The organism is Microbacterium sp. H83 (assembly GCF_001650405.1).
GTDB lineage: Bacteria > Actinomycetota > Actinomycetes > Actinomycetales > Microbacteriaceae > Microbacterium.
In genome coordinates this window covers 1-17,620 of sequence record NZ_LWCU01000013.1, presented here as the reverse complement: position 1 = coordinate 17,620, position 17,620 = coordinate 1, and the positions used below count along the sequence as shown (strand labels likewise).

At 70.9% G+C, this 17,620-nt stretch carries 15 protein-coding genes and 1 rRNA gene; 5 read left to right on the top strand and 11 right to left on the bottom strand.

The genetic code is table 11. The features are described from left to right. Nucleotides 1–108: 108 nt before the first annotated feature. Nucleotides 109–1,593, top strand: coding sequence for a CoA-acylating methylmalonate-semialdehyde dehydrogenase (locus tag A4X16_RS07160; protein ID WP_067118539.1), 1,485 nt, complete (start codon nt 109–111; stop codon nt 1,591–1,593). 19 nt (nt 1,594–1,612) lie between these two features. Next, nucleotides 1,613–3,001: an aspartate aminotransferase family protein gene (locus tag A4X16_RS07155; protein WP_067118536.1), complete on the top strand. Its 1,389-nt coding sequence runs from the start codon at nt 1,613–1,615 to the stop codon at nt 2,999–3,001. Here A4X16_RS07155 and A4X16_RS07150 read toward each other — a convergent pair. Genes A4X16_RS07150 through A4X16_RS07130 form a run of 5 tightly spaced genes read right to left on the bottom strand, consistent with a single transcriptional unit; the run spans nt 2,998 to nt 8,030 of the window. Beyond that, nucleotides 2,998–3,726 carry a FadR/GntR family transcriptional regulator gene (locus tag A4X16_RS07150; protein ID WP_067118533.1) on the bottom strand — a complete coding sequence of 243 codons (729 nt, stop codon included), beginning with the start codon at nt 3,724–3,726 and terminating at the stop codon, nt 2,998–3,000. The two genes, A4X16_RS07155 and A4X16_RS07150, sit on opposite strands and share 4 nt — an antisense overlap. A 34-nt stretch (nt 3,727–3,760) precedes the next feature. Then, nucleotides 3,761–4,540, bottom strand: a complete 780-nt coding sequence (locus A4X16_RS07145) for a 3-oxoacyl-ACP reductase (protein ID WP_067118530.1) — start codon at nt 4,538–4,540, stop codon at nt 3,761–3,763. Between the two features lie 46 nt (nt 4,541–4,586). Beyond that, the gene (locus tag A4X16_RS07140) at nt 4,587–5,945 is read right to left on the bottom strand and encodes an aldehyde dehydrogenase family protein (protein ID WP_067118527.1); all 1,359 of its coding nucleotides are present in this window, start codon (nt 5,943–5,945) and stop codon (nt 4,587–4,589) included. Further along, on the bottom strand, nt 5,942–6,694 hold the full coding sequence (locus A4X16_RS07135) for a gamma-glutamyl-gamma-aminobutyrate hydrolase family protein (protein ID WP_067118524.1): 753 nt from the start codon (nt 6,692–6,694) through the stop codon (nt 5,942–5,944). The genes A4X16_RS07140 and A4X16_RS07135 overlap by 4 nt, the downstream gene beginning before the upstream one ends. Further along, nucleotides 6,675–8,030, bottom strand: coding sequence for a glutamine synthetase family protein (locus A4X16_RS07130; RefSeq protein WP_067118521.1), 1,356 nt, complete (start codon nt 8,028–8,030; stop codon nt 6,675–6,677). The genes A4X16_RS07135 and A4X16_RS07130 overlap by 20 nt, the downstream gene beginning before the upstream one ends. 158 nt (nt 8,031–8,188) lie before the next feature. Between A4X16_RS07130 and A4X16_RS07125 the strand changes: the two genes are divergently transcribed. After that, nucleotides 8,189–9,736: an amino acid permease gene (locus tag A4X16_RS07125; protein ID WP_067118518.1), complete on the top strand. Its 1,548-nt coding sequence runs from the start codon at nt 8,189–8,191 to the stop codon at nt 9,734–9,736. Between the two features lie 18 nt (nt 9,737–9,754). Here the strand turns inward: A4X16_RS07125 and A4X16_RS07120 are convergent, their stop codons facing one another. After that, on the bottom strand, nt 9,755–10,027 hold the full coding sequence (locus A4X16_RS07120; protein ID WP_067118698.1) for a metal-sensitive transcriptional regulator: 273 nt from the start codon (nt 10,025–10,027) through the stop codon (nt 9,755–9,757). 34 nt (nt 10,028–10,061) lie between these two features. Between A4X16_RS07120 and A4X16_RS07115 the strand changes: the two genes are divergently transcribed. Further along, nucleotides 10,062–11,339: a DUF445 domain-containing protein gene (locus A4X16_RS07115; RefSeq protein ID WP_067118516.1), complete on the top strand. Its 1,278-nt coding sequence runs from the start codon at nt 10,062–10,064 to the stop codon at nt 11,337–11,339. Between the two features lie 12 nt (nt 11,340–11,351). Here the strand turns inward: A4X16_RS07115 and A4X16_RS07110 are convergent, their stop codons facing one another. Genes A4X16_RS07110 through hutH form a run of 4 tightly spaced genes read right to left on the bottom strand, consistent with a single transcriptional unit; the run spans nt 11,352 to nt 16,653 of the window. Next, entirely contained in the window at nt 11,352–12,257 is a 906-nt protein-coding gene (locus tag A4X16_RS07110) for an arginase family protein (RefSeq protein WP_067118513.1), read from the bottom strand. Beyond that, nucleotides 12,238–13,449 carry an imidazolonepropionase gene (gene hutI, locus A4X16_RS07105; protein ID WP_067118510.1) on the bottom strand — a complete coding sequence of 404 codons (1,212 nt, stop codon included), beginning with the start codon at nt 13,447–13,449 and terminating at the stop codon, nt 12,238–12,240. Before hutI ends, A4X16_RS07110 begins: the two co-directional genes overlap by 20 nt. Beyond that, complete coding sequence (hutU, locus tag A4X16_RS07100) at nt 13,446–15,119, bottom strand: urocanate hydratase (protein ID WP_067118508.1); 1,674 nt, start codon at nt 15,117–15,119, stop codon at nt 13,446–13,448. Before hutU ends, hutI begins: the two co-directional genes overlap by 4 nt. Further along, a complete protein-coding gene (hutH, locus tag A4X16_RS07095) occupies nt 15,112–16,653 on the bottom strand; it encodes a histidine ammonia-lyase (RefSeq protein ID WP_067118505.1) in 1,542 nt (513 codons plus the stop codon). The genes hutU and hutH overlap by 8 nt, the downstream gene beginning before the upstream one ends. Nucleotides 16,654–16,705: 52 nt before the next feature. Between hutH and A4X16_RS07090 the strand changes: the two genes are divergently transcribed. Beyond that, entirely contained in the window at nt 16,706–17,482 is a 777-nt protein-coding gene (locus tag A4X16_RS07090; RefSeq protein WP_231880296.1) for an IclR family transcriptional regulator, read from the top strand. 55 nt (nt 17,483–17,537) lie between these two features. On the opposite strand, the gene rrf is transcribed toward A4X16_RS07090, so the two are convergent. After that, a 5S ribosomal RNA gene (gene rrf, locus A4X16_RS07085) occupies nt 17,538–17,620 on the bottom strand; the annotation flags it as partial.

Genomic DNA, 17,620 nt, shown 5'->3' with positions numbered 1-17,620 from the left:
CCGACGGTCGGATGCGTCGCGTCCGCGCGTCCGCCGCGTGGCGTGTCGGCCCCCGGAACGGAACAGCACCTGCGCTCCACCCCCGCACACCCCCTTCGAAGGAGAACCGTGGACACCGTCCGTCACTTCATCAACGGCGCCGAGCGCGCCGAGGCCGCCCGCACCGGCGAGGTGTTCGACCCCGCCACCGGCGCGGTCGCCCGGCATGTCGCGCTGGCGTCGGCGGCCGAGGTCGATGAGGCCGTCGCGGCGGCCGCCGCCGCCCTGCCCGGGTGGCGCGAGACCAGCGTCATCAAGCGCGCCGACGTGTTCTTCCGACTCCGTCAGCTGCTCAAGGACCGCACGCCCGAGCTCGCCGCGATCGTGACCTCCGAGCACGGCAAGGTGCTGTCGGATGCCGCGGGCGAGGTCTCTCGCGGCATCGAGAACGTGGAGTTCGCGGCCGGACTCGTGCACCTACTCAAAGGCGAGCGGAGCGAGCAGGTGTCCCGAGGCGTCGACGTGCACTCCGTCAAGCAGCCGGTCGGGGTCGTCGCGGCGATCACCCCGTTCAACTTCCCCGTGATGGTGCCGCTGTGGATGGTGGCCTCGGCGATCGCGTGCGGCAACACCGTCGTGCTCAAGCCCAGCGAGAAGGACCCGTCGGCCGCGATCTGGCTCGCGAGGCTGTTCCAGGAGGCGGGGCTGCCCGACGGCGTGCTCAACGTCGTGCACGGCGACAAGGAGGCCGTCGACGCCCTGCTCGACTCGCCGCGCGTGAACGCGGTGAGCTTCGTCGGCTCGACCCCCATCGCCCGCTCGATCTACCAGCGCGCCGCAGCGGCCGGCAAGCGGGTGCAGGCGCTCGGCGGCGCGAAGAACCACATGGTCGTGATGCCGGATGCCGACATCGACGCGGCCGCGGATGCCGCCGTGTCCGCCGCCTACGGGTCGGCCGGAGAGCGCTGCATGGCGGTCTCGGTGCTGGTCGCCGTGGGCGACATCGCGGACGACCTGGTCGCGGCGATCGCCGCGCGCATCGACGGACTCGTGATCGGCCCCGGCACGGACGCCGCCAGCGAGATGGGTCCGCTCATCAGCCGCGAGCACCGCGACCGCGTCGCGTCGTACGTGACGGGCGCGGCGTCCGAGGGAGCCGCGGTCGTCGTCGACGGCACGCAGAAGCGGTTCGACTCCGACGGGTTCTTCATCGGGGTGTCGCTCATCGACCGGGTCGCGCCCGGCATGTCCGTCTATGACGACGAGATCTTCGGCCCGGTGCTGAGCGTCGTGCGGGTCGACTCGTACGCGGAGGCCGTCGATCTCGTGAACGCCAACGCCTACGGCAACGGCACGGCGATCTTCACGCGAGACGGCGGAACCGCACGGCAGTACGAGTTCGACATCGAGGTCGGCATGGTCGGCGTGAACGTGCCGATCCCCGTGCCCGTCGGCGCGTACTCGTTCGGCGGCTGGAAGGATTCGCTGTTCGGTGACGCGCACATCTACGGACCGGAGTCCGTGCACTTCTACACTCGGTCGAAGGTGGTCACCACGCGCTGGCCCGATCACACGCCCTCGCAGATCGACCTGGGCTTCCCGAGCAACCACTGAGCAGCGGAGGCACCGAGACATGACGAACTTCACCGACCGCCACGGCGTCTCCCACCCGCTGCCGGCACCCGAGGCGGAGGCGCAGGTCCGCGCGGACGACCGCGGACACGTGTTCCACTCGTGGAGCGCGCAGGGGCTCATCGATCCGCTCCCCGTCGCAACCGGCAAGGGGTCGACGTTCTGGGATTACGAGGGCAACGCCTACCTCGACTTCTCGAGCCAGCTCGTGAACCTCAACCTCGGGCACCAGCATCCCGACCTCGTCGCCGCCATCCAGCAGCAGGCGGGGAGACTCACGACGATCCAGCCGGCGATCGCGAACGACGTGCGCGGCGAGCTCGCCCGCCTCATCGTCGAGGTCGCCCCGGAGGGCTTCGAGAAGGTGTTCTTCACGAACGGCGGGGCCGAGGCGAACGAGTACGCCGTGCGCATGGCCCGCCAGTCGACGGGCCGGCACAAGGTGCTGTCGATGTACCGCAGCTACCACGGCTCCACCTCGACCGCCATCTCGCTGACGGGCGATCCGCGGCGATGGGCGAACGGGACGCCGGACTCCGGCGCCGTGCGCTTCTTCGGGCCGTACCTGTACCGCTCGCCGTTCCACGCCGAGACACCGGAGCAGGAGTCCGAGCGCGCGCTCGCGCACCTCGAGCAGACGATCCAGCTCGAGGGACCGCAGACGATCGCGGCGATCATCATCGAGACCGTCGTCGGCACGAACGGCGTGCTCGTGCCGCCGCCCGGCTACCTGCGAGGCGTGCGCGAGCTGTGCGACCGCTACGGCATCCTCTACATCGCGGATGAGGTCATGGTCGGCTTCGGCCGCCTCGGAGAGTGGTTCGGCATCGACGCCTACGACGGCCGCCCCGACCTCATCACCTTCGCGAAGGGCGTGAACTCCGGCTACGTCCCGCTCGGCGGCGTCGTGATATCCGAGCGCGTCGCCCGGGCGTTCGACACGACGCCGTTCGCGGGCGGGCTCACCTACTCGGGCCACCCGCTCGCGTGCGCCGCAGGTGTGGCCACGTTCGAGGTCTTCCGGCGCGACGGCATCCTCGAGCGCGTGCGCGACCTCGGCGAGCGCGTCGTCGAGCCGACGCTGCGGCGCTGGGCCGACACGCACCCGAGCGTGGGAGAGGTGCGCGGGCGCGGCCTCTTCTGGGCGGTCGAGCTCGTGCGCGACAGGGAGACGCGCGAGCCGCTCGTGCCCTTCAACGCCAGCGGGCCGGATGCCGCGCCTGTCGCCGCCTTCGCCGCCGCCGCCAAGAAGGCGGGCGTCTGGCCGTTCACGCACTTCAATCGCGTGCACGTGGCGCCGCCGCTCGTGATCGAGGAGGACGAGCTCGTGCGCGGCCTCTCCGTGATCGACGAGGCTCTCGCCGTCGCCGACGCGCACGCCGCCGGCTAGATCAGGAATCCGCGCAGCAGCGCCTCGGACCCGGCCAGGTGGTCGCGCATGGCGGCCTCCGCGGCATCCGGCCGACCGGCCAGGATCGCCGTGACGATGCTCTCGTGCTGCTCGCCGGAGTGCTGGATGTTCCTCGGCAGGAGCGGGAAGGTGTCGAGCCACGCGTTGACGTCGGCGCGGTTCTCGGCGACGAGTGCGACCAGCGACGGGATGCCGGCGGCCTCGGCGATCGCGAGGTGCAGCAGCGTGTCGAGGCGCCGGTACTCCTCCGGGCCGGCCGGCAGCGCCGCCTCGTGCCGCGCCCAGAGGTCGGCCCGGGTCGCGGCATCCAGCGGACGGCCCGCAGCGGCGCGCGCGGCGCCGGTCTCGAGCACCCGGCGGAGCCCGAGCACGTCGTCGATCTCCTGCACGGTCACCGCTCCGTCGTCCGCGGGCTGCGGGAGTGGGTCGGCGACGAACGTGCCGCCGTACCGACCGCGCTTGGGGACGAGATAGCCGGTGTCCGCGAGCTCCCGGATGGCCTCGCGCACGGTGTCGCGACTCACTCCGAAGGACGCGGCGAGCTCGCGCTCCGGCGGCAGCGACTCCCCCGGCGCCACCACGCCGAGGCGGATGGTCTGCACCAGGCGGGCGACGGCATCCTCCAGGGCGTTGCCCCGGCGCAGCGGACGATAGACCGCGCGACGCACCTCGACGAGATCGCCGTCGCTCGGGTGCTCGCTCATGCGTCTCAGCCTGTCACAGCGACATGATCCCGCTTCACAGCGGGGTGACGTAGGCGTTCGTGATGCCGCCGTCGACGACGAAGGCGCTCGCGGTGATGAACGACGAGTCGTCCGACGCGAGGAACGCCACGGCCGCGGCGAGCTCCGACGGTTCGGCGAATCGCCCCATCGGCACGTGCACGAGGCGACGCTGCGCCCGATCGGGATCCTTCGCAAAGAGCTCCTGCAGCAGCGGAGTGTTCACCGGCCCGGGGCAGAGCGCGTTGACCCGCACGCCCTGACGGGCGAACTGCACCCCGAGCTCGCGCGACATCGCCAGCACGCCGCCCTTCGACGCGGTGTAGCTGATCTGCGAGGTGGCCGACCCCAGCAGTGCGACGAACGACGCGGTGTTGATGATCGACCCGCGACCTGCCCGCACCATGTGCCGCAGGGCGGCTCGGCTGCAGAGGTAGACGCTCTTGAGATTCACGTCCTGCACGCGGTCCCACGCGGGGAGCTCGGTGGTCTCGATGGAGTCGTCGTCGGCCGGCGAGATCCCGGCGTTGTTGAACGCGATGTCGATGCGGCCGAACTCCTCGGCGACGCCGTCGAACAGCGTGTTCACCTTCGTCTCGTCCGCGACGTCGACGGGACGGAACGCACCGCCCACCTCCGCGGCGGCCTTCTCGCCGGTCGCGGGGTCGACGTCGGCGATGACGACGAAGGCCCCCTCCGCGGCGAAGCGCTGGGCGGTCGCGAAGCCGATGCCGCTCGCTCCGCCGGTGATGATGGCGACGCGGTCCTTCAGTCGCTGGGTCAGATCGATGCTCATGTGGGTACTCCGTTGCAGGGTGGGATGCGGGAAGGAGGTGTCGCGGTCAGTCGTCGGTCGCGAAGAACACGTTCTTGGTCTCGGTGAAGTGCTCGGCGGCGTCCGGTCCGAGCTCGCGCCCGAGACCCGAGGCCTTCATGCCGCCGAACGGGGTGGCGTAGCGCACCGACGAGTGCGAGTTCACCGACAGCACGCCGCTCTGGACTCCGCGCGAGACACGCACCGCCCGGCCGAGGCTCTCGGTCCAGATCGACCCGGCGAGCCCGTAGATCGTGTCGTTCGCCAGCCGGATCGCATCGGCCTCGTCCTCGAACGGCAGAACGGCGACCACGGGGCCGAAGACCTCCTGCTGAGCGATGCGGTCGCCGGGCTGCGCGAGCACCACGGCCGGCGCCATCCAGAATCCGTCCCCCGTCGGAGCGGTGCCCCGGAACGCGATGTCGGCGCCGTCGAGGAACGACGCGACGGTGTCGCGGTGCCCGGCCGAGATGAGCGGACCCATGTCGGTGTCCGTGTGCGACGGGTCGCCGACGCGCCACGCCGAGACCGCGGGCTCGAGCAGCTCGAGGAACCGGTCGTACACCGAGCGCTGCACGAGCAGGCGACTGCGGGCGCAGCAGTCCTGGCCGGCATTGTCGAACACCGATCCCGGGACGGCGGCCGCAGCCTTCTCGAGATCGGCGTCCTCGAAGACGATGTTGGCGCTCTTGCCGCCGAGCTCGAGAGTCACGGGCTTGAGGGCGCGGGCGCATCCGGCGGCGACCCCGATCCCGACCTCCGTGGAGCCGGTGAAGACGACCTTGCGCACATCCGGATGCTCGACGAGACGCTGACCGACGACCGAGCCCGATCCGGTGACGACCTCGAAGAGTCCCTCGGGAAGCCCCGCTTCGAGGGCGAGCTCGCCGAGCCGGATCGCGGTGAGAGGGGTGAGCTCTGCGGGCTTCAGCACGACGGCGTTGCCTGCGGCGAGCGCGGGCGCGAACGCCCAGGCGGCGATCGTCATCGGGAAGTTCCACGGCACGATCACACCGATCACGCCGTACGGATCGTGGAAGGTCACATCCAGACCGCCGGCGACCGGGATCTGCCGACCGGACAGCCGCTCGGGGTCCGCCGAGTAGTAGTTCAGCACCTGCGCGACGTGCGCCGCCTCCCATCGCGCGGAGCCGATCGGATGCCCGGAGTTCCGCACCTCGAGCTGCGCGAGCTCCTCGACCGCCGCCTCCACCGTGCGGGCGAACGCGCGCAGCGCATCGGCCCGGGCGACGGGGGCGAGCGCCGCCCACCGGCGCTGGGCCGAGACGGCGCGCGCGATCGCGGCATCCGTCTCCCCGACTCCCGCGCGGGCGACCTCGCGGATCGCGGCTCCGGTCGACGGGTCGATCACTGTGAACGCGCTCATCGGGCGTCCTCCTTCCGCCGCGCGGCGAAGGCGCGGGACTGGGCGATGAGGTCGGCGAACAGCCGACGGTCCTCGGCGTTCTCCTCCGGATGCCACTGCACCCCGACCACGTGGCCGGAGGAGGTGTCGACGACGGCCTGCACGAGGCCGTCGTCGGAGTGCGCGGCGGCGACGAGGCCGTCGCCCAGCCGGTCGACGCCCTGGTGGTGGTAGCTGTGCACGCGCATCCCCGTCTCTCCGATGATCTGCGCGAACGGGGTGTCGGTCGAGACGTCCACGTCGTTCTCGGCGAAGACTCCGCCGCCGATGCGGTACTTCTCGGTGCCGAGCGACTCCGGGAGGTGCTGTTGCAGCGTGCCGCCGCGCGCGACGTTCACGAGCTGCAGTCCGCGGCAGATCGCGAGCACCGGGATGCCGCGCCGTTCGGCTGCCCGGAACAGGGCGAGCTCCCAGGCGTCGCGGTCGACGCGCGCCGGGTCGGTGAGCGGATGGCGATCGGCGCCGTACAGCTCGGGGGCGACGTCCGCTCCGCCCGAGAGCACGAGACCGTCGAGGCCCGCGATCGCGGCGTCCGCGGCATCCGGGTCCTGCGGCGGGAGGAGCAGGGCGATGCCGCCCGACGAGGTGACCCCCGTCAGGTACTGCTCGGGGAGGAACGCCGCCCGCACGTCCCAGACCCCCTGCTGCGCACGCTCGAGGTAGGTGGTGACGCCGATCAGCGGCGCGGTGTCAGAGGCGCTCGAAGCCACGGATGCGCTCCCAGTCGGTGACGGCGGCGTCGTAGGCCTCGAGCTCGATGCGCGCCTGGTTGAGGTAGTGCTCGACGACGTCGTCGCCGAACGCCGCGCGGGCGACGGTCGACTCTCGGAACAGCTGCGCGGCCTCCCGCAGCGTCGTCGGCAGGTGGTCGACCCCGGCCTCGTAGGCGTTGCCGGTGAAGCGCTCGGGCAGCGGCAGCTCGTTCTCGATGCCGTGCAGACCGCCGGCGATGATCGCGGAGATCGCCAGGTACGGATTGACGTCGCCGCCCGGCACGCGGTTCTCGACTCTGAGGGCGGACCCCGAGCCGACGACCCGCAGGGCGCAGGTGCGGTTGTCGATGCCCCACGCCACGCCGGTGGGCGCGAAGCTGCCCTTCGCGAAGCGCTTGTAGGAGTTGATGTTCGGCGCGAACAGCAGGGTGAACTCGCGCAGCGTCGCGAGGATGCCGGCGATCCAGTGCTCCATGACGGGGCTGAACCCGTGCTCTCCCTCCCCCGCCATCACGGGTGCGCCCGACGCATCGCGCAGCGACAGGTGGATGTGGCAGCTGTTGCCCTCGCGCTCGTTGAACTTCGCCATGAAGGTGAGCGCCTGCCCGTGCTGCCCCGCGATCTCCTTGGCGCCGTTCTTGTAGATCGCGTGCTGGTCGGCCGTCTCGCGCACCTCGGCGTAGCGGAAGGCGATCTCCTGCTGGCCGAGGTTGCACTCGCCCTTCACGCCCTCGCAGTACAGCCCCGCTCCGTCCATGCCGTTGCGGATGTCGCGCAGCAGCGGCTCCATGCGGGTCGAGGCGAGCAGGTTGTAGTCGACGTTGTAGTCGGAAGCGGGCGTGAGTCCCTCGTAGCGTCGGGCCCAGGCGTCGCGATACGTGTTCTCGAACACGATGAACTCGAGCTCGGTGCCGGAGTACGCGGTCCACCCGCGTTCCGCGAGCCGGTCGCGCTGCCGGTCGAGGATCGCGCGCGGGGACGGGCCGACGGGCTCGCCGTTCTGCCAGACGAGGTCGGCCATCACGAGCGCCGTGCCGGGCAGCCACGGGATGCGGCGCAGCGTCTCGGCATCCGGGCGCAGCACCATGTCGCCGTACCCGCGGTCCCATCCCGACATCGCATACCCGTCGACCGTGTTCATGTCGACGTCGACCGAGAGTAGGTAGTCGCAGGCCTCCGCACCGTGATGCAGGATGTCCTCCTGGAACAGCCGGGCCGACACGCGTTTGCCGACCAGACGCCCCTGGGCGTCGGCGAAGGCCACGATCACCGTGTCGATCTCGCCGGCGGCGATGCCGGCGTCCAGCTGCTCGATGCTGAGGTTCCCCGACATCTGACGCTCCGTTCTCGTGCGGTGAGGCGATCGGCCGACCGGCTTCGCCCTCAGAGTAGATCACCGCGCCGTCTAAAGGTAGACGAAACCACCATTGACTGTCACAATCATCCGCAAGGTGCACACCCGGCGCCCGCATGCATGCGAACGGAGAGCGGATGTCTGAGCAGAGCAGTGAATCCCGCAAGGTCGCCGGAGCGACCTATACACGTGCCGGGAGCGAGTACTTCGAGAAACGCACCCTCAAGAGATCCGCCGGAGTCTGGGGGCTCTGGGGTCTCGCCGTCGCCGCCGTCATCTCGGGCGACTTCTCCGGCTGGATCTTCGGCATCGACTTCGCCGGCTTCGGCGGGATGCTGATCGCCTTCGTGATCCTCGTGGCGATGTACTACGGCATGATCTTCGCGATCGGCGAGATGGCGGCCGCGATGCCGCACACGGGCGGTGCGTACTCGTTCGCACGATCGGCGATGGGCCCCTGGGGCGGTCTCGTGACCGGCGCCGCCGAGACGATCGAGTATGTCGCGACCACCGCGGTGATCGTCTACTTCTCCGCGTCGTATGCAAACGGCATCACGAGCGAGCTGCTCGGTCTCGAGCTGCCGGGGTGGGCCTGGTACCTGATCCTCTACGTCGTGTTCATCGCGTTGAACTCCGCGGGAGCCGCGATCTCCTTCCGGTTCGCGATCGTGGTGTCGGTGATCTCCATCGGGATCATCCTCGTCTTCTCGGCGATGGCCCTCTTCTCAGGCGCCTTCTCGTGGGACGCGCTGTGGGACATCGTCCCCGATGAGGGGCAGACCGCCTTCCTCCCGCACGGCGTGCTGCCGATCCTGTTCGCGCTGCCGTTCGCGATGTGGTTCTTCCTCGGGATCGAGGAGCTGCCGCTCGCCGCCGAGGAGTCGCACAACCCGACGCGCGACATCCCGAAGGCCGGCTTCTGGGCCCGCGGCACCCTCATCGTGACGGGCCTGCTCGTGCTGTTCCTCAACACCGGCGTGATCGGGGCGGAGGCGACCGGCGTCGCCGGCGAGCCGCTGCTCGACGGGTTCCGCGCGATCGTCGGAGACCAGCTCGCCGCCGTCCTCGCCCTATTCGCGCTGATCGGTCTGCTCGCGTCGCTGCAGGGCATCATGTTCGCCTACGGACGCAACATGTACTCGCTGTCGCGTGCCGGGTACTACCCGCGCTTCCTCTCGCTCACCGGAAAGCGGCAGACCCCGTGGGTCGCGCTCACCGTCGGCGCCGCCATCGGCTTCGTCGCGCTGATCGTGCTCGACGTGCTCACCGCGGTCGACTCGGAGGGCGCGGGCACGGTCGCCGGCGCGATCGTCCTGAACATCGCGGTCTGGGGCGCGGTCGTCGCCTACGGCCTGCAGCTCGTGTCGTTCATCATCCTGCGCAGGAAGTTCCCGAACGTCGACCGTCCGTACGTGTCTCCGTGGGGCGTTCCCGGAGCGGTCATCGCCCTCGTGATCGCCGCCCTCATCTTCGTGGGCTTCCTGCTGAACCCGACGTTCGGTCCGGCGATCATCGCGATCGCCATCGTGTACGCCGTCATCCTGCTCGGGTTCGGGCTCTTCTTCCGGCATCGGCTCGTCCTCTCCCCCGAGGAGGAGTACGCGCTGTCCGGAGGTTCGCACGGAGACCCGCAGGCCGAGGGCTACGACGCCATGGAGGGCGAGGTCTTCGACGGCACGCGGTGACCGACGACGGGGAGGGCGCTACCTGCGGTCGAAGTCGAACGCCTTGAGCAGTTCGTCGACGGCCTTGTCGCGCTCCTCCCCGCCCTCGTCGAACATGTGGGTCACGTGCGTGCGGAGGTGGTTCTCGAGCAGCAGACGGTTCAGCGACTCCAGCGAGCGCTGGATCGCGCGGGACTGCGTGATGATGTCCATGCAGTACTCCTCGTTCTCGATCATCCGCGCGACGCCGCGCATCTGCCCTTCGAGGATGCTGGTGCGGTGCAGCGCGCGCTTCTTGATGTCTTCGATCACGTGTCGAGCGTAGTCCGCGTGAAAGGATGGCGTCATGCCGCGAACACCGATGGCGCTCCTCTCTCCCGCAGATCAGGTGCGGCTGCGCGCCCTCCGGCGCATGAAGGCGGTGGCGCTCGGCGCGCTGATCTTCATGGCGGTGGTCTTCGTCGTCGCGTTCTGGCTCCAGGAGCGACAGCCGTGGCTGGGCTACGTGCGCGCGGCTGCGGAGGGCGGCATGGTCGGCGCCCTCGCCGACTGGTTCGCCGTCACCGCGCTGTTCCGTCGGCCGCTCGGACTCCCGATCCCGCACACCGCGATCATCCCGAACCGCAAGGACGAGATCGGCCGGACCCTCGGCGAGTTCGTCGAGACGAACTTCCTCGAAGCGGGCGTCGTGCGCACCAAGCTCGCCAGCACCGCCATCGCGCAGCGAGCCGGCGAGTGGCTCCGAGAGCCGGCGCACGCCCAGCGCGTCGGCACGGAGGGCGCGGCGATCGCGACCGCCGTGCTCAACGCCCTCAGTGACGACGACGTGCGCGACCTCATCACGGACCTCGCGCGCGAGCACCTCGTCACACCCGAGTGGGGTCCTCCGGCCGGCGCGTGGCTGGAGAAGATCGTCGAGGCCGGCGCGCACCACGGTGCGGTCGACCTCGCCGTCGACAGCGTCGGACGCTGGCTCGACGCGAATGCGACGTCGTTCGCCGGACTCATCTCGCGCAGACTGCCCGGGTGGGTGCCGAAGCTCGCGCACCGCTTCGTCGACGACACCGCGTACAACGAGGCGGTCAAGTTCGTGCGCGCGATGCAGGCCGATCCGCAGCATCCGGCCCGTCTCGCCGTCGACGGCTACCTGGTGCGGCTCGCCGACAGCCTGCAGAACGATCCCGCGACGAGGGCGAAGCTCGAGAACGCCAAGGCGACGCTGTTCGACAGCCCCCGGGTCGGAGCCCTCGCCGCCGAGGCGTGGAACACGGCCAAAGCCGGTCTGCTCACAGCCCTCGCCGATCCCGAGAGCGGACTGCGGGTCCGTGCGGCGCAGGCGCTGCAGGAGATCGGCGAGCGCCTGACGACGGATGCCGCGCTGCAGCGCCGTGTCGACACCTGGGTCTCGGACGCCGCCGTCTTCGTCGTCGACCGGTACCGCCACGACATCGCCTCGATCATCACCGACACCGTCGAGCGGTGGGATCCGGTCGAGACGACCGAGAAGATCGAGCTCATGGTCGGTCGCGACCTGCAGTACATCCGGCTGAACGGCACGTTCGTCGGCGCGCTCGCCGGTCTGGCCATCTTCACGGTGGCGCACCTGCTGATCCCCGGCGCCTGACGCGCCGGGTGATCAGCGCCCGGCGAGGGCCGCGAGCATCTCGAGCACGCACAGAGCCGCCAGCCGCACGGTGCGCAGGTCGTCGGCATCGGCGGTCGCGTCGACTTCGGCGATGTCGGCGCTGACCACGCGCGGATCCGCGACGATCGCCCGCACGAGCGCGCGCAGCTCCCCCGCGGCGAAGCCGCCGGGGACGCTCGCCGGGCATCCGGGCGCCGCCGCACGGTCGGCCGCGTCGACATCGACGTCGAGATGGACGCGGGCCGCGGCACCGGATCCCGCGACGCCGATCGCCTCGGCGACCACCTCTGGGGTGCCCCGTCGTCGGACCTCGTCGAGGGTGATCACACGGATGCCCCACTCGGCGGCGCGCGCCGCGTAGGCGGCGGAGTTCGCGAAGTCGGCGATGCCGATCTGGACGACCCGCGTCGGATCGATCCGCTCGCCGTCGGGAGCATCCTCGATCAGTCGTCGCACGGGCGATCCGTTCGAGACGCCGTCGCGCAGGTCGAAGTGGGCGTCGATGGTGATGAGTCCGGTGGCCCGGGCTCCTCGAGCGACCGGGTAGGTCAGTGCATTGTCGCCCCCGAGCGCGATCACGAGACGAGCGTCCTCGGCGATCTCCCGCACGCGAGCGACGGTGGCCGAGATGCCGGCGTCGCCGTCCGGTTCCGTCACATCGCCGCCGTCGACGACCCGCAGGGCCTCGTTCAGATCGACGGCCGGCGGGCCCATCAGCGTCGCGCTGTACCGGGTCAGCGCCTCTCGGACGGCTGCGGGCGTCGCGTGCGCGCCGGTCGGGGAGAGCGAGGTGCGCCAGGTCGGCACGCCGAGCAGCGCCGCATCCGCCTCCTGTCCCGAGGCGTGATCCGGCCAGGATCCGGCGCGCGGCCAGAGGTCATCGTGCGACAGCGCCATGGCCCTCCGTCCCCGATGTCTTCGCAGCGACCGCGACACCGTCCTTCCAGACCCCGTCGATCAGGGGGACACCCGGACGGTACGCGAGGTGGATGCGGGTCGGCGCCGACAGCAGCACGAGGTCGGCGCGCGCGCCGGGTGCGAGGACGCCGATGTCGTCGCGGCGCAGCGCCCGCGCTCCCCCGGCGGTCGCCGCCCACACCGCCTCGGCGGGCGTCATCCCCATGTCGCGGACCGCCAGCGCGATGCAGAACGGCATCGACGAGGTGAAGCTCGATCCCGGGTTGGTGTCGCAGGCGATCGCCACCGTGACGCCCGCGTCGATCAGCCGACGGGCGTCGGGGTACGGCTGACGCGTCGAGAACTCGACCCCCGGCAGCAGCGTGAGCACCGTGTCGGATCCGGCGAGCGCCGCGATGTCCGCATCCGTCAGGTACGTGCCGTGGTCGACGGATGCCGCGCCGAGCTCGACCGCGAGGCGCACGCCGTCGCCGGGGCCGAGCTGGCTCGCGTGCACTCGGGGGACGAGACCCTCGGCGATGCCCGCCTCGAGCACGCGCCGCGACTGCTCGACCGTGAACGCGCCGGTCTCGCAGAACACGTCGATCCACTTCGCGTGCGGAGCGCATGCGTCGAGCATCGGACCGGTCACCAGGTCGACGTACTCGTCGGCACGGTCGGCGTACTCGGCCGGCACCACGTGCGCACCGAGATACGTGACCTCGGATGTCACCTCGGCGGCCAGGCGCACGAGGCGCTCCTCGGCGGCGACGCTCAGGCCGTAGCCGCTCTTGATCTCCACCGTCGTCGTACCCTGCGCGAGCATCTCGTCGACGAAGCCCCGCAGACGCGTGCGGAGGTCGTCGTCGCTCGCGGCCCTGGTCGCCGCGACCGTGGAGCGGATGCCGCCGGCCGCGTACTTCTCGCCCGCCATCCTGGCCTCGAACTCGGCCGCTCGATCCCCGGCGAACACGACGTGGCTGTGGCTGTCGACGAAGCCGGGCACGACCGCCCGCCCTGCGGCGTCGACCGTGGTGTCCGCGGTCGGGGCGCCCTGAGTCGTTCCGACCCAGGCGATCCGGTCGCGGTCGATGAGGACCGCCGCATCGTGCAGGGTGCCGAGGCGGTCGCCGTCGGTCGACGGCACGTTCGTCGTCAGCTCTCCGATGTTCGTGATCAGCGTGGTGCTCACAGCATCGGCACCTTCAGGCCGCGCTCGCGCGCGATGTCGCGGGCGTGCTCGTACCCGGCGTCGACGTGGCGCATCACGCCCGTGCCGGGATCGTTCGTGAGCACGCGCTCGAGCTTCTCGGCCGCGAGAGCCGACCCGTCGGCCACCGAGACCTGGCCCGCGTGGATCGATCGGCCGATGCCCACGCCGCCACCGTGGTGCAGAGACACCCAGGATGCGCCGGATGCCGTGTTCAGCAGGGCGTTGAGCATGGGCCAGTCGGCGATGGCATCCGATCCGTCCTTCATCGCCTCGGTCTCGCGATACGGAGACGCGACCGAACCCGAGTCGAGGTGATCGCGGCCGATGACGATCGGTGCGGACAGCTCGCCGGATGCGACCATCTCGTTGAACTTCAGCCCGGCGAGGTGACGCTCCTTGTAGCCGAGCCAGCAGATGCGCGCGGGCAAACCCTCGAAGTGCACCGCCGACCCCGCCTTGTCGAGCCATCGGTGCAACGCCTTGTCCTCGGGGAAGAGCTCGGCGATCGCTCGATCGGTCCTGTGGATGTCCTCCGGGTCGCCCGAGAGGGCGGCCCAGCGGAACGGTCCCCGCCCCTCCTCGAACTGCGGGCGGATGTAGGCGGGGACGAACCCCGGAAACTCGAAGGCACGGGCGAATCCACCCAGCTGCGCCTCGGCGCGGATCGAGTTCCCGTAGTCGAAGACCGCGGCTCCGGCGTCCTGGAACGCGACCATCGCGGCGACGTGCTGCGCCATCGACTCCCGCGAGCGGTGGGTGAACCCTGCCGGGTCGCGGCCGGCTTCGGCCTTCCACTCGGCGAGGGGGATGCCGACCGGCAGATACGCGAGCGGATCGTGCGCGCTCGTCTGATCGGTGACGATGTCGATCGGCACTCCGCGTCTGTGCAGTTCCGGGAACACCTCCGCCGCATTGCCGACGACGCCGACCGACAGGGCCTCGCCCGCCTCCTTGGCGGCGACGACCCGGGACACGGCCGCGTCGAGATCGGTCGTGTACTCGTCGAGGTACCCGTGCTCGACGCGGCGGGCGAGCCGGGATTCGTCGACATCGACGATGAGCACGGCGCCTTCGTTGAGGGTCACGGCCAACGGCTGCGCGCCTCCCATGCCGCCTGCGCCAGCCGTGAGCGTCAGGGTCCCCGCGAGGGAGTCCCTGCCGAGCGAGCGCGCGACCGCGGCGAAGGTCTCGTACGTGCCCTGCAGGATCCCCTGCGTGCCGATGTAGATCCAGGAGCCGGCGGTCATCTGGCCGTACATCATGAGGCCGAGCTCCTCGAGCCGGCGGAACTCGGGCCAGGTTGCCCAGTCCCCCACGAGGTTCGAGTTGGCGATCAGCACACGCGGCGCCCATTCGTGGGTGCGGAACACGCCCACCGGCTTGCCCGACTGCACGAGCAGCGTCTCGTCGGGCTCGAGCTCGTCCAGCGTGCGCACGATCGCGTCGTAGGCCTCCCAGCTGCGGGCGGCCTTCCCGGTGCCGCCGTAGACGACGAGGTCCTCCGGATGCTCGGCGACCTCGGGATCGAGGTTGTTCATCAGCATCCGCTTCGCGGCCTCCGCGCCCCAGCTCTTCGCGGTGCGCTGGTTGCCGCGCGCTGCGCGCACGACGCGCGGACCCGCCGGGCTCGGGGTGGTGATGTCAGTCATGCGCATGCTCCTTCGCGATACGGGCGACGGCGCCGGACTGCACGAGCGCGGTCACGGCCTCCATCTCGGGTGAGAGGTGTCGGTCGGGGCCGGGCCCCGCCGCGACGGTGCGCACGAGATCGCGCACCGCGCCGGTCGCCGGCCCCGCCTGCAGCGGCGCCCGGAGGTCGAGAGCCCTGGCTGCGGTGAGGATCTCGATCGCGAGCACGCGTGCGAGTCCGTCGATCGCCCGGCGCAGCTTGCGCGCGGCGGCCCACCCCATCGACACGTGGTCCTCCTGCATCGCCGACGACGGGATCGAGTCGACGGATGCAGGGACGGCGAGTCGCTTGAGCTCGGACACGATGCCGGCGGCGGCGTACTGCGCGATCATCAGCCCGGAATCGACGCCCACCTCGTCGGCGAGGAACGGCGGAAGACCTCGGCTCCGCGAGGGGTCGAGCGCACGGTCGGTGCGTCGCTCCGACACGGAGGCGACGTCCGCCACCGAGATGGCCAGGAAGTCGAGCACGGCGGCCACCGGGGCGCCGTGGAAGTTGCCGTTGGACTCGATGCGTCCGTCGAGGGTGATCACCGGGTTGTCGATCACGCTGGCCAGCTCGCGCCCGGCGACGGTAGCGGCGTGGGCCATCGTGTCGCGCGCGGCGCCGTGCACCTGCGGCGAGCAGCGCAGCGAGTACGCGTCCTGCACCCGGCCGTCCTCGGGACCCTTGTGACTGTGGACGAGGGGCGAGTCACGCAGGAAGGCGCGGAGATGGGCGGCGGACTCCCCCTGACCCGTCTGAGGCCGCAACGCCATGAGGTCGGCCGCGAACACCGCGTCCGTGCCCAGCTGCGACTCGATCGACATCGCGGCTGCCGCGTCGGCGGTCAGGAGCAGAGCCTCGAGGTCGTGGAGCGCGAGCACCAGCATCCCCAGCATCCCGTCGGTGCCGTTGATGAGGGCGAGGCCCTCCTTCTCGACGAGAGTGAGCGGCACGATGCCGGATGCCGCCAGCGCTGCGGATGCCGGCACGAGCTCCCCCGTGCGATCGCGGACCTCGCCCTCGCCCATCGCGGCGAGGGCAATGTGCGCGAGGGGCGCGAGATCTCCCGAACACCCGAGCGAGCCGTACTCCCGCACGACAGGAGTGATGCCGGCGTTCAGCAGAGCCGCGTACGTCTCGACGACGACCGCGCGCACGCCGGTGCGGCCGGATGCCAGGGTCTGGAGTCGGAGGAGCTGGAGTCCGCGGACGACCTCGCGCTCGACCTCTGCTCCGGTGCCGGCCGCGTGCGAACGGATCAGACTGGCCTGCAGCTGCAGGCGACGCTCGCCGGGGATGAACGTCGTCGCGAGGGCGCCGAAGCCGGTGGACACGCCGTAGTGCGGATGCGGGTCGGCGGCGAGCCCGTCGACCACCCGACGCGTCTGCTCCACACGATCGAGAGCGGCAGGGCTGATGGTGACCGCGGCGCCGTGGCGTGCGACCGCGACGACGTCGGCGGTGCTCAGCGGGCTGTCGCCGATGACGACGGGGGAAGCGTGACTCATGTCTCGATTCCACACCCGTCCGGTCGCATCGGACAGGCGATCGTGACATCCTGTGTCTGTGATCCCAGACAATTCGACGACAGTCGGCCAGGTGCCGGCGGCAGACGGAACTCTGCGCATCCTGCGCTATCTGGCGGGACGCCCGGCACCGGTGGCAGCGTCCGCGATAGCCCGCGAGCTCGGGCTGCCCCGGTCGACGGTCTACCATCTGCTGACGACGCTCGCCGCGCACGGCTTCGTCCTGCATCTCCGGGAGGAGCGGCGCTGGGGTCTCGGCACCTCCGCGTTCGAGCTCGCCGGCGGGTACGCGCGTCAGCAGCCGCTGGCACGGATCGGACGGCCGCTGGTGGCCGGTCTCTCCGATGCGCTCGGTGAGAGCGCGCACCTCGCCGTCATGAGCGGAGGCGATGTCCTGTACATCGTCGAGGAGCGCGCCCCCCGACGTCCGGCGCTCGTCACCGACGTCGGCGTGCGCCTTCCGGCACACCTCACCGCGTCGGGACGCGCGATGCTCGCCGCTCTCCCCCGTGAGCAGGTCCGGGCGCTGTATCCCGACACCTCCGCGTTCCCGGATCGCACAGGGCTCGGCCCTCGCACCCCGCGGGAGCTGCGAGAGCTGTTGCGCACCGTACGGGCACGGGGCTTCGCGACCGAGGACAGCGAGGTCGCCGACGGCCTGCGCAGCGTGGGCGCGGCGGTCCGCGACCACACCGGCTGGCCGATCGCCGCTGTCGCGGTGACCTGGGCCGACCAGGAGCTCGACGAGAAGGTGCTCGCGGAGGCCGTCGCGGAGACGGCATCCGTGCTCGAGTCCCGCCTCAAGCGGTAGACGCGTTAACGCAGAGAAGCCACCCAGCATTGGGTGGCTTCTCTGTCTAAAAGGAGTCCGGCGGTGTCCTACTCTCCCACAGGGTCCCCCCTGCAGTACCATCGGCGCTGTGAGGCTTAGCTTCCGGGTTCGGAATGT